Origin of the sequence: Vibrio crassostreae, assembly GCF_024347415.1 — a bacterium.
GTDB classification, from domain to species: Bacteria; Pseudomonadota; Gammaproteobacteria; order Enterobacterales; family Vibrionaceae; genus Vibrio; species Vibrio crassostreae.
The window spans coordinates 2,533,289-2,550,803 of the sequence record NZ_AP025476.1 but is presented as its reverse complement, the minus strand read 5'-3'; the positions used below and the strand labels follow the sequence as shown (position 1 = coordinate 2,550,803).

Genomic DNA, 17,515 nt, shown 5'->3' with positions numbered 1-17,515 from the left:
AAATGAAGCGCGAGTGTAGTAGTAAAAACGCTGATTGACGAATGAATATTTGTACCGTGAATGTGTGTTTCAGATTAGCTAAACTAATCATTCGCCTCAAAGTAGTGTAATCTGGGATCAGCAATCGATTGTCACAGTAAAGTATTGGGGGCAACCTAATGCCATTGCTCGTGATAGGGCTTTACCGAGCGCTTAAAAAAACGCAAAATGCCCCGGTTCTTTTTACTTAAATTTGATTTTATGACGCACCAATACCCAGACATCATCGATATTTTCAATCAAACCTTTTTCGAGAGTTACAATACCAAACTCGAACTGGGTGCAGACGAGCCTATTTACCTGCCAGCCGATGGGGAGGTTCCTCATCACCGTATCGTATTTGCTCGCGGATTTTATGCGTCTGCACTTCACGAGATAGCGCACTGGTGTGTCGCTGGTCCTGAGCGTCGTTTGTTGGAAGATTTTGGCTATTGGTATGAGCCTGATGGTCGAACTGAGTCGGTTCAAGCTGAGTTTGAAAAAGTAGAAATTCGCCCACAAGCGTATGAATGGATCATTGCGATGAGTGCAGGCTTTCCTTTTAATGTCAGCTGTGACAATCTACACGGCGATTTTGAGCCAGATCGTTTGGCCTTTATGAATAAAGTACACAGCGAAGTCATGGGTATCTTTGAAGCTGGTCTTCCGCCTCGCGTAAAAATGCTCTCTGAAGCATTACGCAGCTTCTACGATGTAGAACCTTTATGTACTAGCCAATTTATTGTGAAATAAGAGAATATTATGATTATCGAATTTGAAGAAAAACTACTTGAAGTAATTGATGCTCGCATTGAAAACGCATCAGACGATGAACTGTTTGCTGGTGGTTACTTACGTGGTCATATTTCTCTGTCAGTGGCTTCATGTGAAGAAGAAGGCATTGAAGACGTAGCTGAAGTAAAAGCACGCATCGAGAAGAGCCTAGATGACGCTCGCTCTGAACTAACGCCAGCAGATCGCACCATCGTTAATGACCTTTGGGTTGAACTGCAAAACCAAGCTTAATAGCTAACAATTTATCACTATCCGCTCAGTCCCTTCCTTTCCATTTTGCTGAGCTGTTAATTATTTGAGACTCATTCGAAATTTTTGAATGAGTCCGTTCAATCCTTGTGATGGTTCCATTTTCTGACTACGTTATTCTAATCCCACTTAACGGATTTACAGAAAAGGTCACATCATGAAAGTTATCGCATTCGGCGCAAGCACAAGCTCTACTTCTATCAACAAAACTCTAGCAACTTACGCAGCTAACTTGATTGAAGGTGCTGAAGTTAAAGTTCTAAACATCAACGATTACAACGTTCCTATGTTCAGTGAAGACACTGAAAAAGAGATTGGCCAAGCGGAAGGCGCACAAGCATTCTTACGTGATTTAGCTGAAGCAGATGCGTTTGTTATCTCTTTTGCTGAGCACAACGGCCACTACCCAGCTGCGTACAAAAACCTATTTGATTGGGCGACACGCATTGAGCGCTCTGTGTTTGGCGAGAAGCCGGCGGTTTACCTAGCGACTTCACCTGGCCCAGGCGGTGCACAAACGGTACTTGGCGCAGCAACAGGTTCAGCGCCATACTTTGGCGGAAACGTAAAAGCGTCAGTTTCAGTACCAAGCTTCTACGATAACTTTGATTTTGAGTCTGGTTCTATCAGCAACGAAGAGATTGCTCAGCAGATCAAAGACGCGGTTGCTAAGCTGTAAATACAAGTTAGATCAACACGAACAACAAAAAGCCCGAGGGACATAATGTCGCTCGGGCTTTTTAGCTTTTAGTTTCAGGTATTTCCAATATTTAGATATTCAGAATAGTTGAACTAGAAACTACTGATTTGTTTTTGAGTGCTTATCTGCAACCCAGCCAGCGGTTAATGCTTTACCTTTACGCAGCCTGCGTACCCACATTCTGCTTGGGTGAATCGCTTCAAGCACATCGACAGGTAAGGGAAGCGGATCGCCACAAATTTGTGATGCTAACACTTCAGCCAATAATGGCGCAGAGCTCAAGCCACGTGAGCCTAATCCGATAAAACAGTATAGGTTAGGGAAGCTTGTCACCGTTTCAACATCATCAACCGAGTCACGCTGTGGGTTAAAGTTGTGTAGATCTTGGTACTGATCTTTAATGGCTTCGAAATCACCCACATTGCCAACAAATGGCAAGTGGTCACGGCTCACGCTACGGATACCTTGGCGCGCTAGGTTGCTACTGGTATCGACATCTTTTGTCCATGCTTGGTCTGGCAGTGACCCATGCAGACGCTCGCCATTATGTTGCTGAACCTCAATATCAAACTCTTGGTCGATGTTGGTTTTGTCGTAGTTTGCGCCAATACAATGGTGTCCATTGTTTGGGTTTTGTGGTGTTAAGTAACCATCAAAGCACAACACGGTTTTTAGTTTACTGAGGTTATCCGTGGTCGGAATGTGGCTCACTTGACCTTTAACCGGTGTCAGTGGTACTGGCTGAGTCTGCTCAAACTGAGTGAACTTGTGGCCGTTCGCAACCACCACTTGGTCATGCTTGGTTTGAATCTCACCTTGTGGTGTCTCAATGATGAGCAACCATTGTTGTTCAGCTTCGAGCCACTCTAGTTGAGTCACTTGATGTTGATAGTGAGTGCTAACTTGGTTGGCCTCTTCTAACTTTCCGATCAAGCCTTGTGTCAGTTGTAGAGGACTTAACCAACCACCCAGTGGGAAGTAAACACTCTCTTTATCAACCTGTAGGCCAATCTTTTCATTTGCTTGTTCTGGCGATAAACGCTGAATCAAATCTGTATGGAAATTGCCTTCCAACATGCGATTGAGCTTTTTGGTTGAGCCTTCATCCCACATCAGAATGTTCACGCCACACCAACTGTGGTCAAACTGAATAGATTGCGCCGCCTGATTGATGAACTGGCGAGCAAACAGTAAGCCTGGACCAAACACGCGAGAAACGTTCGATGTCGCTTCGCTTAACAATGGGTAAATTGCACCTTGGTTGTTGCCTGAAGCATTGCCCGCTGCTTGTGGGTGCTCGCAATAAAGGGTGATGTCTTTACCGCGGCGGCTCAGCGTTTTAGCGAGTGCAGCACTAGCAACACCACCACCAATGATCGCGATGTCTTGCGAGTCACTATGCTCTGATAGGCCATACCAAGGTTTGATGTTGGTGTGAGCGTGCTTTTCGCCCAGTCGGCCAGCAATCATTTCGCGCTTAGTACCAAAGCCTTTAACCTTCTTCATCTCAAAGCCAGCTTCGATTAAACCACGGCGAACAAAACCAGCCGCGGTGAAGGTTGCGCAGCTACAATCTTGTTTAGCCAGCTTGGCCATACCGTTGAACAGGTTTTGATTCCACATCTCTGGGTTTTTGCTCGGTGCAAAGCCATCTAAGAACCAAGCATCCACTAAGCCTTGTTTTGGTGTAGGGACGTTAGGCATACAATCTTTGATATCACCAAACCATAAATCCAGCGTGATAGCGCCATCACCCAGCACAATGCGGTGACATTCCGGCAGGGCGATAGGGTAGTGTTCTTGGAGTTGCGTCGCATACTCGGCTAATTCTGGCCACGATTGGTGTGCTTTGATGAGATCCTCTTTATTTAAAGGATATTTTTCAAAACTGATGAAATGTAACTCTTTGGTAATAGCTTGAGGGTTATCTTTAAGGAAAGTATCGAACCATTGCCAAACTGCAAGAAAGTTCAAACCTGTGCCAAAGCCGGTTTCTGCAATCACAAAACGGCGTTGTTCATGTTCAAGCCAACGCTCTGGAAGGTGGTTTTGCTTTAAAAAGACGTAGCGAGTTTCTTCTAAACCGTTAACATTGGAGAAGTAAACGTCGTCAAATTGGTCTGAAACTGGCGTGCCAGACTCATTCCATTCCAGTTCTGCATTAGTAATTGAAGTCATAAAATCTATCATTTTGTGATTTGAAGCGATATGTTGGTAGGGATTGTACGAATTTCTAGGAAAGCTGACCACTTTTGTTAGGCTTCTTAGTTATCATCTAGCTGAATTTAGAATTATAGGAATGTCACATGAAACGAGTCGTAATCACCGGTATGGGTATTGTTTCAAGTATCGGTAACAACGTCGAAGAAGTTTTAGCATCACTGAAAGAGGGTAAATCTGGTATTACCGCTTCAGAGCAGTTCAAGGAAAATGGCTTGCGCTCTCAAGTATGGGGTAACCTAAAAATGAACCCTGCTGACCATATCGATCGCAAAAAAATGCGCTTTATGGGTGATGCAGCGGCATTCGCTTATCTTTCAATGGAGCAAGCAATTGCTGATTCTGGTTTAACTGAAGATCAAGTATCTAATGACCGCACGGGTATCGTTGCGGGTTCAGGTGGTGCTTCATCTCTAAACCAAGTAAACGCGGTAGACATCATTCGTGAGAAAGGCGTGAAGCGCGTTGGTCCATATATGGTTCCACGTACAATGGCTTCTACGGTTTCTGCTTGTCTAGCAACTCCTTTCAAAATCCGTGGTGTGAACTACTCTATGAGCTCTGCATGTGCGACATCTGCACACTGTATTGGTCACGCAATGGAGCTTATCCAACTTGGTAAGCAAGACGTTGTATTCGCTGGTGGCGGTGAAGAACTGGATTGGTCTCTGACTATGATGTTCGACGCAATGGGCGCACTTTCTACTAAGTACAACGACACTCCTGAGCTGGCTTCTCGTACTTACGATGCAGACCGTGACGGTTTCGTTATCTCTGGTGGTGGCGGCATGCTAGTAATTGAAGAGCTTGAGCACGCAGTTGCTCGTGGCGCAAAAATCTACGGTGAGATCGTAGGTTACGGCGCAACTTCAGATGGCTACGACATGGTTGCTCCTTCTGGTGAAGGCGCGGTTCGTTGTATGAAGATGGCTATGCAAAACGTCGATGGCGTTGACTACGTGAACACTCACGGTACTTCAACTCCAGTTGGTGACGTGAAAGAGCTAGGCGCTATCCAAGAAGTATTTGGCGGTAACAGCCCAGCAATTTCTGCAACTAAAGCGATGACAGGTCACGCTCTAGGTGCAGCTGGCGTACACGAAGCGATTTACTCAACGCTAATGCTAGACAACGGCTTCATCGCTCCAAGCATTAACGTTTCTAACCTAGACGAAGCAGCTGCTGGCCTAGATATCGTAACTGAAGCTCGTGAACAAGAGCTAACAACGGTTATGTCTAACAGCTTTGGTTTCGGCGGTACGAACGCAACGCTAGTAATCAAAAAGTACCAAGCTTAATTTAGGCTTGAGTCAGATATACAAAGGTTAATCGTTAAAGGGTTACGCGAGTGTAGATCCAACACGCACAGGTAACTCATTAATTATGAACCACAGAACAAAGCTTTATAAACATGGGTTTTAAATCTAGGTTTAAAAGTTGAAAGGTTTCCAGAGCTTGATCAGTAGTGACTTAGTTAGTACTGGTTGAACAGACGCAAGACTCTGTCTCCTGGAGAGCGAGATAGGATCCTTTTGTTCTGGATGTTTGCCCGATTGTTTATTCAATCGGGCATTTTTCGTTTTAGCCGTTTGATCTTGGGTGTTCACTTTGGTTTCGGTTCTTGTCTGTCAAGGCTAGCCGATTCAGCCCTTTATTTATAATGTATTCCAATTGCTACTCGACACCGTGTGTGGAATTTTGCACAATCATTTCAATTCACATTTAGGTCGATAGACCCCAACGAAAGTACTCGCCAAATGAAAATCTTAATCGACGAAAATATGCCTTACGCTGAAGCGCTATTTAGCCAGCTAGGGGAAGTGACAATGAAGTCTGGTCGCACATTAACAGCTGACGACCTAGTTGACGTAGACGCATTGATGATTCGCTCTGTTACCAAAGTAAACGAGTCATTAATCAGCAAAGCCAATAAGCTGAAGTTTGTCGGGACTGCGACGGCTGGTATGGATCACGTTGACCAAGAATTGATGAAAGAGCGTGGCATTTTCTTTACTGCGGCTCCTGGCTGTAACAAGGTGGGTGTTGCTGAGTACGCGTTCAGTGCGATGATGGTTCTTGCGCAGCAGCAAGGCTTCTCTGTTTTTGATAAAACGGTTGGTATTATCGGCTGTGGTCAAGTGGGCAGCTACTTAGCGAAGTGCTTAGAAGGCATAGGTATTAAAGTTCTGCTGAACGATCCTCTAAAACAACAAGAGGGTGATTCTCGCGAATTTACTGAGCTAGAGACTCTGCTTGAGCAATCAGACGTTATTACATTGCACACGCCAATCACTAAGACGGGTGAGTTTCCAACGCATCACTTGATCAATGATCAAGTGCTGAACAACTTACGTGCTGATCAAATTCTGATTAATGCCGCTCGTGGCCCTGTGGTGGATAACCAAGCGCTAAAAGCTCGTTTACAAAAAGCTGATGGATTTACTGCGGTTCTTGATGTATTTGAGTTTGAACCTGAAGTCGACTTTGAACTTCTTCCGTTACTCGCTTTTGCAACTCCTCACGTAGCGGGCTACGGTTTAGAGGGTAAAGCGCGTGGTACCACGATGATCTTCAACAGTTATTGTGAGTTTTTAGGTACTGAACAGCGTGCGTATGCAAGTGACTTATTGCCGACAGCGCCTGTACCTCAAATGAAATTAGATAGAGCTTGGGATGAAGCAACACTGCACAATTTGACTCAGTTGATCTATGATGTGCGCAAAGACGACGCCTTATTCCGTCGCAATATCGCTACGCCGGGTTCTTTTGACAAGATGCGTAAAGAATATTGGGACCGTAGAGAATACAGTGCAGTCGAGTTAACGGGCGACGAATCTTGTAATTTAACGCCGTTATCTAAACTCGGTTTTATGGTAAAGCCAACTTTATAAAAGAGAGAAACAATGAGCCAAGAATTTAATATTGCTATTTTAGGTGCGACTGGTGCGGTTGGTGAAACCATTCTTGAAGTACTTAAAGAGCGTAAATTCCCTGTCGGTGAACTGCACTTACTAGCAAGTGAACGTAGTGAAGGCAAAACTTCCCGTTTTAACGGCAAAACAATACAAGTACAAAACGTAGAAGACTTCGATTGGTCTCAAGTACATATTGCGTTTTTCTCTGCAGGTAGCGAACTTTCAGAGCGTTGGGCTCCAATTGCTGCTGATGAAGGTGTTGTTGTTATCGATAACACATCACGTTTCCGTTACGAATACGATGTTCCTCTGGTTGTGCCTGAAGTGAACCCTGAAGCAATTGCTGAGTTCCGTAACCGTAACATCATCGCGAACCCTAACTGCTCGACTATCCAAATGGTAGTAGCGCTAAAACCAATTCACGATGAAGTGGGTCTTGAGCGTATTAACGTCTCAACTTACCAATCTGTGTCTGGTGCAGGTAAGCCAGGTATCGATGAGCTAGCGGGTCAAACAGCTAAGCTTCTTAACGGTATGCCAGCTGAAAATTCAGCGTTCTCACAACAGATCGCTTTCAACTGTATTCCTCAAATCGATGAATTTACAGAGAACGGCTACACGCGTGAAGAGATGAAGATGGTTTGGGAAACTCAAAAAATCTTTGCTGATTCTTCAATCACAGTGAACCCGACTTGTGTTCGCGTACCAGTATTCTACGGTCACGCAGAATCTCTACACATTGAAACTCGCGCGCCTATCGGTGCAGAGCAAGTGGTTCAGCTTCTAGAGAACACAGAAGGTGTTGAAGTATTCCAAGCGCTAGACTTCCCAACTCAAGTTCGTGATGCCGGTGGTAAAGACCACGTAATGGTTGGTCGTATTCGTAACGACATCAGCCATCACAGCGGCGTGAACATGTGGGTTGTAGCTGATAACGTTCGTAAAGGCGCGGCAACAAACGCAGTTCAAATCGCTGAAGTTCTGATTCGCGATTACTTCTAAGCTTTATTGCTTTGATAAACAAGCCTCACTCTTTAGTGGGGCTTTTTTAATCGATTAAAAATATTGTTAGTCAAATTGTGTGAAATTGCTGCGAATATTGTTGCTGCAACACATTTTTTGTTTTCATCTCTATAGTTTTACGTCATTTATCCGATATATTTAATAGATCATCACTTTTCCGAATTTAAGCACCTAGCTGAGCCTTTTATGTTTCAAATTTTCAAGCCGTGGTTAATGCCTTTTGCCTTTATCATTGCGACTCAGATTTCCGTTGTTCGTGCAGATTCCATTCGAGTTGTAGGGCCTAATGGTCAGATACAATCAGCGCCTACGTTTTCAGAACCTCTTCAAAGAGCGCAATCGAATAGCGCTGAGCCTTCACGTTTCTATGGTCCAACTCGCAGCTCAGAGACATTGTGGTCTATTGCTTCAAAGTTACGCCCTGATAACTCCGTTTCAGTCCAACAAACCCTGTTGGCTATTTATCGCTTAAACCCACAAGCGTTTGAAAACCAGAATATCCATAGTCTGCTGCCTGCCAGCAATTTACGTGTGCCTTCTTTAGAGCAAACACGTGCAAGTTCGACGCAGCAAGCTATCAACATCATGAACTCACATCTTGCTAAGCTTGATGCTCCTGCGAGCAAGCCTGTCGCTTCAAAACCAAAAAACTCGAGTTCTGATGCAAAAAATACTACTCCTGCCAAGCAAGTAAGCTCTGCTGAAACTGCAAAAAAACCATTGTCTCTAACTCAGTCTTCTCTAGAACAATCCGCTCCAACCCAAGAGATGAACAAGTTAGAGAAGCAGCTAGAGCTTTCAGAAACTGAACTCTTGTCACTTGAAGAGAAAAACCACCAACTTCGTTTGATGTTGTCGAATGTTCAATCGGAAGTTGATGAACTAAAAACTGAGCTCAGTGATGAAGACCGCATTCGTAGCGAAGTGGAAAAGCTGCTTGATGAAGAGCGCAGAAAGAACGCCGAAATTGAAAAGATGGCACCAAGTGCCATGGACGAATTGTTATCGAATGGTTGGTTAGTGGCGGCTCTTGCGATTATTCCAGGTCTGCTACTTGGTTTGATCATTGTGATGTTGTTAGGCCGTCGTTCTAAAAATGATGAGCAACAGCAAACTACTCAAGAGCAACCGATTCAGCCAGAACCAAGCGTCGTCGCGCCTATTGCATTGGGCGACGAGATGGATGACCTTAACGAGCTGTCGTTAGACGATGATTTGTTTGGTACGGAAGATGACGCCAACAAGTTGTTTGACGATCAAGCGCTAGCTGAAGAAGACGATGTCTTTGCCGGTTTAGATGAGTCGGATCTCGATTTTAACCTCGACGGTGAAGATGATGACCCGTTTGCCAGCATTGGCGAAAACGGTGATTTAGACACTAACTTCGATGATCTTGATTTAGACAGCAGCAACGGCATTAGTGTTAATGGCGAAGAGAAGGCTCTTGGTCTTGAAGAGATGGAGCGCGCACTCGATAAAACAGCGGAAAGCGCACTTGATACAGATGAAGTCGATTTTGACCTTTCTGATGATAACGCAATGTCTGCTGATGACATTGAAGCCTTGTTATCTCAAGAGGGTGAAACTGAGGACTTAGGCTCTAACGAGCTAGACCAATCTTTATTAGATGATCTGTTTGCTCTTGATGACGAAGATGATGACAGCTTTGATATTGATGCGTTGATTTCGGAAGAGCAAAGTAATTCGCCGTCTAACACTGAAGCACCAGCAAGCGATGATTTTGACATTGATGCACTTATCTCAGAACAACAAAGCGATACCAAGCCTGCTGATTTGAGCAATGACGATTTTGATATTGATGCTCTAATCTCTGAACAACAGAGCCCTGAGCCTGCGTCACCGACAGCAAATGACGATATTGATGACATCTTTGCCCAGGTTGCCGCTCAGAACGATCAAGCGAATGACCCTTTCAACCTCGATAACGACGATGAGATTGCCACTAACCTAAACAGTGGTTTAGCGTCTGATGATGATATCGAAAACATTTTGTCTCAGTTCGATAAGCCAATCGTAGATGAAGAACCTCAAGACAGCGTTGATCTGCTTGATGAGCAATTGGCTGGGGATGACGTTGATCTAAGTCACTCGACCGACCTTCTTGATGAAATGTTGGAAGACGAATCGGGTGATGAGTCTGAAAGTGAGCCTTTAGGTTTTGATTCATTATCTGAACTTGAAGAGCTTTCTGGTTTATCGACCGATGATGACCTAAACATCGCAGAAGACAGCACGGAAACCTTGGATGAACTGATAGGTGATTCTGACGATGATGATTTCGAACTTGATGCCGAAAGTACCGACTTATTGGATGACTTCCTTGATAGTGAATTGTCAGGTGATGGGCTGTCAGTAGACGAAGCAGATGCCCCAAAAGCGGAATCTTTAGACCCGTTTGATGACTTACTGACAACTGGCATTGAAGACGAGCTTGAATCTGAAGAGAAGGCGTTTGATAAAGAGCTAGACGCGGCCTTTGGTTTTGACAACGCTAACGATGAGTCTGCAAATAACGCAGACGTTGAGCATACTCCGTTAACCTCTGAAACATCTGAAGTTGAGCCTGAGCAAGCGTCGGATATAAGTGAAACACCACAATCTGAAGCCGTTAGTGATGAGTCGTTAGATTCGAAACTGATCCAAGAAAGTGCTGACGTTAAGCCAGATAATGATGAAGACTTTAATCGTGATGACTTTATCGATGATTTGTTCGGTGTCGCACCGGCAACGGATGCTTTACTTGATGACTCGCTAGAAACGACAGACGAAGCGTTGATTGATGAGTTAATGACTTCTGATGACAACGATTCGCTGCCAGCGACAGAAGAGCCTGCTGAACCATCTCTTGAAAATACGGTTGAATCAGAGCAAGCGCATTTTTCAAACAGCAACCAAGTATCATCGGAAGAAAGCGCATCATCGGTTGAAGATGATGAACTGGATATCGACTCGCTGTTATCTGAAAATTCTGATTTTGACAAACCAGATTTTGAAGAGCGAGTTCAAGAAGAAACCGCACAACAAGAACCAGAGCCGAAAGAAGCCGACGTCCAAGAGCAACGTGAAGACATCGCTGCTAGCTTTGAAGATCAAGCTTCACCATCCTCTTTAAATGATATCTCTGACGATGATGAAGAGACGGTTGAAGATTGGTTAGCTGAAGCGATCGACGATGTAGAGTCGCCTGCGAACGTTACCTCTGATTTTGACTTTGAACCGAAGATCCAAGGTAGCGATCAGTTTGAAGATGTCGTTGAATCCTTGCCAGAGCCAGAGCCAGAGCCAGAGCCAGAGCCAGAGCCAGAGCCAGAGCCAGAGCCAGAGCCAGAGCCAGAGCCAGTTCGTGCTGCCAATATGCCAGAAATTATTCCAAATGAATTTGGCGTACCACAAGACGACGATTGGCTGATTGAAGATGAGACGTCTGCACCACAAGCATTAGCAGAAACTGACGCAACACCAGAACCTGTAGCACCTGTTGTTGAACCTAAATTAGACGCTGAATCGCAAGTTGAAGCTACTCCACAAGCGGAAGTAGCAGAACAAGAAAGCGAAGACGAATTCTCGTTTGATGACTTCGAATTACCTGAGTTTGGTGAAGAAGACGCACTGGCGGAAGCTGATGCTGAAGCAACACCAGAATCAGTAGTACCTGCTGTTGAGACTCAAGCTGAAGCTAAGAGTCAAGACGACGAAGAGTTTTCGTTTGATGACTTTGAGTTGCCAGAGTTTAGTGAAGAAGACGCACTGGCGGAAGCTGATGCTGAATCAACATCAGAGCCAGCAACGCCTGATATCGACTCTCAACCAAGTGTTGAATCGCAACTAACCGCTGAGCCTCAGCTAGAGGCTGCACCACAGGCTGAAACTGCGAAACCAGAAAGCGAAGAAGAGTTCTCGTTTGATGATTTTGAGCTGCCAGAATTCGGTGAAGAAGATGCATTAGCTGAAGTTGTTAGCGAACCAGACGAAGCTCAATTAGAACAAGATCTATCTGATGGCACTGAGAAGTTCGAATTCGATGACCTTGATCTGCCTGAATACGATGAAGAGAGTGCGAAAGCCGATTCTGTCTTAGATGATATTGAGCAAAGCAGTGCTGAGCCAGTAGCAGAAGATGAAGGCGTAGAGTTCAATGAACTTGATTTACCAGAATACGGTGAAGATGAAGCCATCTCTGATGCTTTTGCTGAGAAGCCAACACCGCTAACGTCTTTCAGTCCACAAGGCGAAGAGCAGGATGCGTTGCATGATTTGTTCTCAAACCCGCAGAGCTTCAGTCACGCTGAAGATTTCTCGAATGCACAAGATTCTGAGTTGGCTGGTTTTGCACAGCCAGAAGAATCACTGAGCGCTGCGTCAGAGCTAAACTCAACGCCTGCAGCGGTTCAAGACGAGCCACTAGAAGGCTTTGATGACTTTGATGAGACAGCATTAGCTGAGTTGCTTTCTGAAGATGTTCAAGACTCTGTCGACAACATGTTCGATAAGCCATTGGATGCAACATCGATTGATAGTGCAGGGCTAGATATTGATGCCATGCTAGAAGTTGGCGGCGAAGACTGGAAAGGCTTTAACCTAGCGCCAGAGCAACAATCGAGCATGCATAATGATGTGCCTGATGACCAACAAGAGATTTGGGCGTCGGCTGAACAGCAAGCTGAACCGAAGATCAAAGAAGAGAACTGGGCTCAACAAGACAACCTAACCGAATCAGGCAGCAGCCGTGATAAGCAATACATGACCATTGATGAACTGATGGCTCAAGTCGAGCAAGAAGGTGAAGAGGTCATTAATCCGGATGATGAAGAGCTTAAACTGGATGTTGGCCTAAATGAATTCCCAGACGTTATCGGCGACATTGGCAACTATGATGTTGATAGCAACGCAGAGGCTGCAGGTAAGCTTGATTTGGCTAAAATTTACATCGAGATGAGTGACTCGCAAGGTGCAATTAAGCTTCTAGAAGAGGCAATCGTTGACGGTAGCGATGATATTCGTCGAGAGGCAAAAAACCTGATCGATTCGTTAAACGGTCGATAAATTAAAAATCATAAAGGGTAGCGTTGGCTACCCTTTGTTTTAAGGCGATACAGAGCGCCACTGTATTATTTGGTTTCTTAAAAGTATCGTCTCGGTCGATGCTGATTGTTTATTGAAGTTTTAGCCCCATCCTATTTGGGCTAGCACTGATTTCCGTATATACTTCTCGCCCATTTTCAAAGAGAACAAGAACATGAAAATTGCTTTAGGTATTGAATATAACGGTACCCACTACTTTGGTTGGCAGCGCCAACGAGACGTGAAAAGTGTCCAAGAAGAATTGGAAAAGGCTCTTTCAGTTGTCGCGAATCACCCTGTAGAAGTTATGTGCGCAGGTCGTACAGATGCCGGTGTTCACGGTACGGGACAAGTCGTTCACTTTGAAACTAATGTCGATCGTAAAATGGTGGCATGGACAATGGGCGCGAATGCCAACATGCCAAAAGATATTGCGGTTCGTTGGGCGACAGAAGTGAATGAGGATTTCCATGCTCGTTTCTCAGCAACTGCCCGCCGTTATCGCTACATTATCTTTAACCATGCACTTCGCCCAGGCATTTTGAATTCAGGCGTGAGCCATTATCATGGTCATCTTGATGAGAAAAAAATGCACGAAGCGGGTCAGTACTTACTTGGTGAGAATGACTTCACTTCGTTCAGGGCAACACATTGTCAATCCCGTAGCCCATGGAGAAACATGATTCACTTGAATGTGACTCGCCATGGACACTACATTGTGATCGATATTAAAGCGAATGCGTTTGTTCACCACATGGTGAGGAATATTACTGGTAGCCTTATTGCCGTTGGTAAGGGTGAGCAGAAACCAGAGTGGATCCAGTGGCTTTTAGAAGCTAAAGATCGAAAAGTAGCCGGCGCAACTGCAAAAGCGGAAGGTTTGTATCTGGTGGATGTTGATTACCCCGAACATTTTGAACTACCACGAGAGCCAATTGGTCCTCTATTTTTGCCGGATAATTTGAACTAAATGTGAGACTTAGGTTCAAAAATTATTACGGTTTAGTGCGTAAGATAGTCCCAGAAAATAGGTACAACCAGTTTTTTATCTACAGTCGCTGTTTTATGTGCTTTAATTCCCACGCATAATTCCCAAATTTATTTCTTTCGCAATCAAGCGGAAGAATCGAAACAAAAAGGTCTTCCATGAGTTGGCTTGAAAAGATTTTAGAAAAAAGCAACATCGTAACATCTCGTAAAGCGTCTATCCCTGAGGGTGTTTGGACTAAATGTACTTCTTGTGAGCAGGTTCTGTACCATGCTGAACTAGAGCGTAACCTAGAAGTATGTCCAAAATGTGACCATCACATGCGCATGAAAGCACGTCGTCGTCTGGATACATTCCTAGACAAAGGTGAGCGTGTTGAACTAGGTACTGATCTTGAGCCACAAGATAAGCTGAAATTTAAAGATTCTAAGCGTTACAAAGAACGTATCTCTGCTGCACAGAAAAACAGTGGTGAGACAGACGCACTAGTAGCAATGAAAGGCGAACTGCTTGGTTTACCTATCGTAGCGTGTGCTTTTGAATTCTCATTCATGGGCGGCTCAATGGGTTCTGTTGTAGGTGCTCGTTTTGTTAAAGCGGTTGATGCTGCAATTGAAAACAACTGTGGTTTAGTTTGTTTCTCTGCAAGTGGTGGTGCGCGTATGCAAGAGGCATTGATGTCTCTAATGCAAATGGCGAAAACCAGTGCTGCTCTAGAGCGTTTATCTGCGAAAGGCCTACCGTTTGTTTCAGTAATGACTGATCCAACAATGGGTGGTGTTTCTGCAAGTTTGGCGATGCTTGGCGATATCAACATTGGTGAGCCAAAAGCACTTATCGGTTTCGCTGGACGTCGTGTAATTGAACAAACGGTACGTGAAGACCTTCCTGAAGGTTTCCAACGCAGTGAGTTCCTACTAGACCACGGTGCTATCGACATGATTGTTGACCGTCGTGAGATGCGTCAGCGCGTTGCAAGCCTTGTTGCTAAAATGACCAACCAGCCTTCACCATTAGTAGTTTCTGTGAACGATTCACCGAATGAAGCTACTTATGAAGTACCAGAAGCGCCAGAAAAAGGGTAAAGTACCTTCTAACAAACCAACTTAATTATGGTTATGAGTTAGATGAGTCAACAACCTATTCCTCAAGCCACATCCTCTTTGGAGATGTGGCTTGATTATTTATCAAACATCCACACAAGCGCTATTGATCTTGGATTAGACCGAGTTCAGGCCGTCGCCTCTAAGGCAAACCTCACCAAACCTGCTCAACATGTTATTACTGTTGCCGGAACCAATGGCAAAGGCTCAACATGTGCACTGATGGAAGCGATTCTATTGGACGCTGGTTACTCAGTTGGTGTCTACAGCTCTCCTCACTTAATTCGCTATAACGAACGTGTTCGTATCAACGGCCAAGATCTCTCTGATGAAAAGATGGTTCAGTCTTTCGATTTTATTGAGAAAGAGCGTGGCGAAATCAGCCTGAGCTTTTTCGAATATGGCACTTTAGCGGCGTTACGTGCATTTCAAACTGAAGCGGTTGATGTTGTGCTATTAGAAGTTGGTTTAGGCGGACGTCTAGACGCGACCAATATCGTTGAGCATGATGTTTCCGTGATTACTAGTTTGGCTGTCGACCATGTTGACTGGCTAGGTGATGACATCAATGTGATTGGTTTTGAGAAAGCGGGCATTTATCGTAGTGGTAAACCCGCTATTTGTGGTCAACCTAAACCACCGGCAACGGTTGCAGCGCACGCTGATGACATTAAGGCTGAGTTCTATCAAGTTGGTATTCAATACACTTATGATGTTGACGGTGATACGTGGAACTGGCGCAGTGGTGCATTCCAGCTGGAATCGCTACCTATTCCGAGCTTGCCGTTACCTAACGCTGCAACAGCGCTGATGGCATTGGGCACATCAGAGCTTAATATTAGCGACGTGAACGTTGTTAACGGCATGAAGAATGCGAAGCTTCCTGGGCGTATGCAGCAAATTAGTGATCAACCCGTGATTGTGCTTGATGTGGCGCACAACCCGCATTCCGCTGAATACTTTGCGCAGCAAGTTACGAAAAAGTATGCGGGTAAAAATTTACACGTTGTAGTCGCCATGCTTCATGACAAAGATATTCCCGCGACATTGGAAGTATTAGCGCCAATCGCAACTCATTGGTATCCAGCTTCATTGCAAGGGCCACGTGCAGCGACAGCAGCTGAATTGTGTCAAAGCCTGCCTGAAGGTGTAGAGCAGTATCTAAACCCTGTAGCAGCGTTTGAAGCGGCTTTAGCTTCTGTTAAAGGTGATGATGTTGTGTTGGTGGTCGGTTCTTTCCATACCGTAGGCGAAGTCTTGGAGCATTGGCAGAAAAAAGGAAACTAAATGGCAAGTAAATTCCAAAGCCGATTAGTCGGCACCATCATTTTAGTGGCCATTGGCGTGATTGTATTGCCCGATGTGCTAGATGGTAAGAAGCTCCACTATAAAGAAGAGTTTGCAAGCATTCCGATTAAGCCAGAGCTTGATAGTAATGTTGAAGTGTTTGAAGTACTCGATCCCGTTGAAGATCAGATAGCGCTACCGGATTCTCCAGTTGAGCAAGTGGTTGAAAGTGGTCGTACTGATAGTTCAAACACGCAAACCGCGTCTTCTTCCAATAATAAAGAAGCTGACAAAGTGGCAGTAGTAGTTAAGCCAGTACCGGAAAAAAATGAATACCAAGACAGTGCTTGGATTATTCAATTGATGGCTTTGAAGAATGCTGACAACGCAAAAAACGTTGTTGAGGATCTGCAAAAGCGTGGTTATCAGGCTCACACCAAGCAAGAAAAAACTTTTACGCGAGTAATTATTGGCCCGGATGTCTCTAAATCCAAACTTGAGCGACAAATTAAGGAATTAGAAAAAATTACGGGTTCAAAAGGCCAATTGCTCAAATTTAAACCGTTAAATCCATAAGAAAACGTTTGCGTCAGCATTTTTTCTGTTAAAATGCGCGCCAACTTAAGATGAAGAATTCATGAATTGGTTAGATTTTGTCATTTTAGGCGTGATCGGCTTCTCTGCCGTGATCAGTTTAGTTCGTGGTTTCGCTAAAGAAGCCTTGTCACTCGTAATTTGGTTTGGAGCATTTTTTATTGCTAGCCAGTACTACGCTAAATTAGCGATGTACTTCACCAATATCGAAGATGAGATGTTTCGAAACGGAACTGCGATAGCAGCATTGTTTGTTGCAACGTTAGTTGTTGGTGCCTTAGTTAACTATGTCATCGGTCAGCTAGTTCAGAAAACAGGCCTGTCAGGTACAGACAGAATCCTCGGTGTCGTCTTTGGTGGCTTACGTGGTGTTTTGATTGTTTCTGCAGTGTTGTTTTTCATGGATGCGTTTACTGCATTCCCAAGTTCTGAGTGGTGGAAGAATTCGCAATTGGTTCCGGAATTTAGTCGAATCATTGCGCCGTTCTTCGAGCATTTACAAGCAACATCTAGTTTCTTATCTGGCGCGCTCTAGCGCCAG

13 protein-coding genes and 1 pseudogene are annotated in these 17,515 nt (G+C 44.6%); 12 read left to right on the top strand and 2 right to left on the bottom strand.

Annotation, left to right across the window (positions count from 1 at the left end; translation table 11 throughout):
- Positions 1-240 precede the first annotated feature (240 nt).
- From OC193_RS11265 to OC193_RS11255, 3 genes are all read left to right on the top strand, one after another.
- Positions 241-771, top strand: a complete 531-nt coding sequence (locus OC193_RS11265) for an elongation factor P hydroxylase (protein ID WP_048660831.1) — start codon at positions 241-243, stop codon at positions 769-771.
- A 9-nt stretch (positions 772-780) separates the two neighbouring features.
- Complete coding sequence (locus OC193_RS11260; protein ID WP_017632537.1) at positions 781-1,044, top strand: YfcL family protein; 264 nt, start codon at positions 781-783, stop codon at positions 1,042-1,044.
- 175 nt (positions 1,045-1,219) lie between these two features.
- Entirely contained in the window at positions 1,220-1,741 is a 522-nt protein-coding gene (locus tag OC193_RS11255; protein ID WP_017632536.1) for an NADPH-dependent FMN reductase, read from the top strand.
- A gap of 120 nt (positions 1,742-1,861) precedes the next feature.
- Here the strand turns inward: OC193_RS11255 and mnmC are convergent, their stop codons facing one another.
- On the bottom strand, positions 1,862-4,012 hold the full coding sequence (gene mnmC, locus OC193_RS11250; RefSeq protein WP_080967399.1) for a bifunctional tRNA (5-methylaminomethyl-2-thiouridine)(34)-methyltransferase MnmD/FAD-dependent 5-carboxymethylaminomethyl-2-thiouridine(34) oxidoreductase MnmC: 2,151 nt from the start codon (positions 4,010-4,012) through the stop codon (positions 1,862-1,864).
- Positions 4,013-4,068: 56 nt separating this feature from the next.
- On the opposite strand from mnmC, the gene fabB reads away from it, so the two are divergent.
- Positions 4,069-5,280, top strand: a complete 1,212-nt coding sequence (gene fabB / locus OC193_RS11245; RefSeq protein WP_048660829.1) for a beta-ketoacyl-ACP synthase I — start codon at positions 4,069-4,071, stop codon at positions 5,278-5,280.
- 79 nt (positions 5,281-5,359) lie between these two features.
- Here the strand turns inward: fabB and OC193_RS26025 are convergent.
- Positions 5,360-5,653: pseudogene (locus OC193_RS26025) on the bottom strand (hypothetical protein).
- Between the two features lie 86 nt (positions 5,654-5,739).
- Here OC193_RS26025 and OC193_RS11240 point away from each other — a divergent pair.
- The 8 genes from OC193_RS11240 to OC193_RS11205 all read left to right on the top strand — a co-directional run bounded on the left by OC193_RS11240 (position 5,740) and on the right by OC193_RS11205 (position 17,509).
- Complete coding sequence (locus OC193_RS11240) at positions 5,740-6,873, top strand: 4-phosphoerythronate dehydrogenase (protein ID WP_048660828.1); 1,134 nt, start codon at positions 5,740-5,742, stop codon at positions 6,871-6,873.
- A gap of 12 nt (positions 6,874-6,885) precedes the next feature.
- Positions 6,886-7,899, top strand: a complete 1,014-nt coding sequence (locus OC193_RS11235) for an aspartate-semialdehyde dehydrogenase (RefSeq protein ID WP_010436890.1) — start codon at positions 6,886-6,888, stop codon at positions 7,897-7,899.
- Positions 7,900-8,106: 207 nt separating this feature from the next.
- Positions 8,107-12,984 (top strand): FimV/HubP family polar landmark protein, encoded by a 4,878-nt coding sequence (locus OC193_RS11230; RefSeq protein ID WP_132982773.1) that lies wholly within the window; start codon positions 8,107-8,109, stop codon positions 12,982-12,984.
- Positions 12,985-13,177: 193 nt separating this feature from the next.
- Positions 13,178-13,972, top strand: coding sequence for a tRNA pseudouridine(38-40) synthase TruA (gene truA, locus OC193_RS11225; RefSeq protein ID WP_004734161.1), 795 nt, complete (start codon positions 13,178-13,180; stop codon positions 13,970-13,972).
- 176 nt (positions 13,973-14,148) lie between these two features.
- Entirely contained in the window at positions 14,149-15,075 is a 927-nt protein-coding gene (gene accD / locus OC193_RS11220) for an acetyl-CoA carboxylase, carboxyltransferase subunit beta (RefSeq protein ID WP_010436898.1), read from the top strand.
- 42 nt (positions 15,076-15,117) lie between these two features.
- Positions 15,118-16,380, top strand: coding sequence for a bifunctional tetrahydrofolate synthase/dihydrofolate synthase (gene folC, locus OC193_RS11215; RefSeq protein ID WP_048662024.1), 1,263 nt, complete (start codon positions 15,118-15,120; stop codon positions 16,378-16,380).
- Positions 16,381-16,956 carry an SPOR domain-containing protein gene (locus OC193_RS11210; protein WP_048662025.1) on the top strand — a complete coding sequence of 192 codons (576 nt, stop codon included), beginning with the start codon at positions 16,381-16,383 and terminating at the stop codon, positions 16,954-16,956.
- A 61-nt stretch (positions 16,957-17,017) separates the two neighbouring features.
- Positions 17,018-17,509 (top strand): CvpA family protein, encoded by a 492-nt coding sequence (locus tag OC193_RS11205; RefSeq protein WP_009848678.1) that lies wholly within the window; start codon positions 17,018-17,020, stop codon positions 17,507-17,509.
- The last annotated feature ends 6 nt before the right edge of the window (positions 17,510-17,515 follow it).

Bases quoted from the DNA above. Each gene is read 5' to 3' on its own strand.
- OC193_RS11265 (WP_048660831.1), top strand. From the start codon at position 241: ATGACGCACCAATACCCAGACATCATCGATATTTTCAATCAAACCTTT.
- OC193_RS11260 (WP_017632537.1), top strand. From the start codon at position 781: ATGATTATCGAATTTGAAGAAAAACTACTTGAAGTAATTGATGCTCGC.
- OC193_RS11255 (WP_017632536.1), top strand. From the start codon at position 1,220: ATGAAAGTTATCGCATTCGGCGCAAGCACAAGCTCTACTTCTATCAAC.
- fabB (WP_048660829.1), top strand. From the start codon at position 4,069: ATGAAACGAGTCGTAATCACCGGTATGGGTATTGTTTCAAGTATCGGT.
- OC193_RS11240 (WP_048660828.1), top strand. From the start codon at position 5,740: ATGAAAATCTTAATCGACGAAAATATGCCTTACGCTGAAGCGCTATTT.
- OC193_RS11235 (WP_010436890.1), top strand. From the start codon at position 6,886: ATGAGCCAAGAATTTAATATTGCTATTTTAGGTGCGACTGGTGCGGTT.
- OC193_RS11230 (WP_132982773.1), top strand. From the start codon at position 8,107: ATGTTTCAAATTTTCAAGCCGTGGTTAATGCCTTTTGCCTTTATCATT.
- truA (WP_004734161.1), top strand. From the start codon at position 13,178: ATGAAAATTGCTTTAGGTATTGAATATAACGGTACCCACTACTTTGGT.
- accD (WP_010436898.1), top strand. From the start codon at position 14,149: ATGAGTTGGCTTGAAAAGATTTTAGAAAAAAGCAACATCGTAACATCT.
- folC (WP_048662024.1), top strand. From the start codon at position 15,118: ATGAGTCAACAACCTATTCCTCAAGCCACATCCTCTTTGGAGATGTGG.
- OC193_RS11210 (WP_048662025.1), top strand. From the start codon at position 16,381: ATGGCAAGTAAATTCCAAAGCCGATTAGTCGGCACCATCATTTTAGTG.
- OC193_RS11205 (WP_009848678.1), top strand. From the start codon at position 17,018: ATGAATTGGTTAGATTTTGTCATTTTAGGCGTGATCGGCTTCTCTGCC.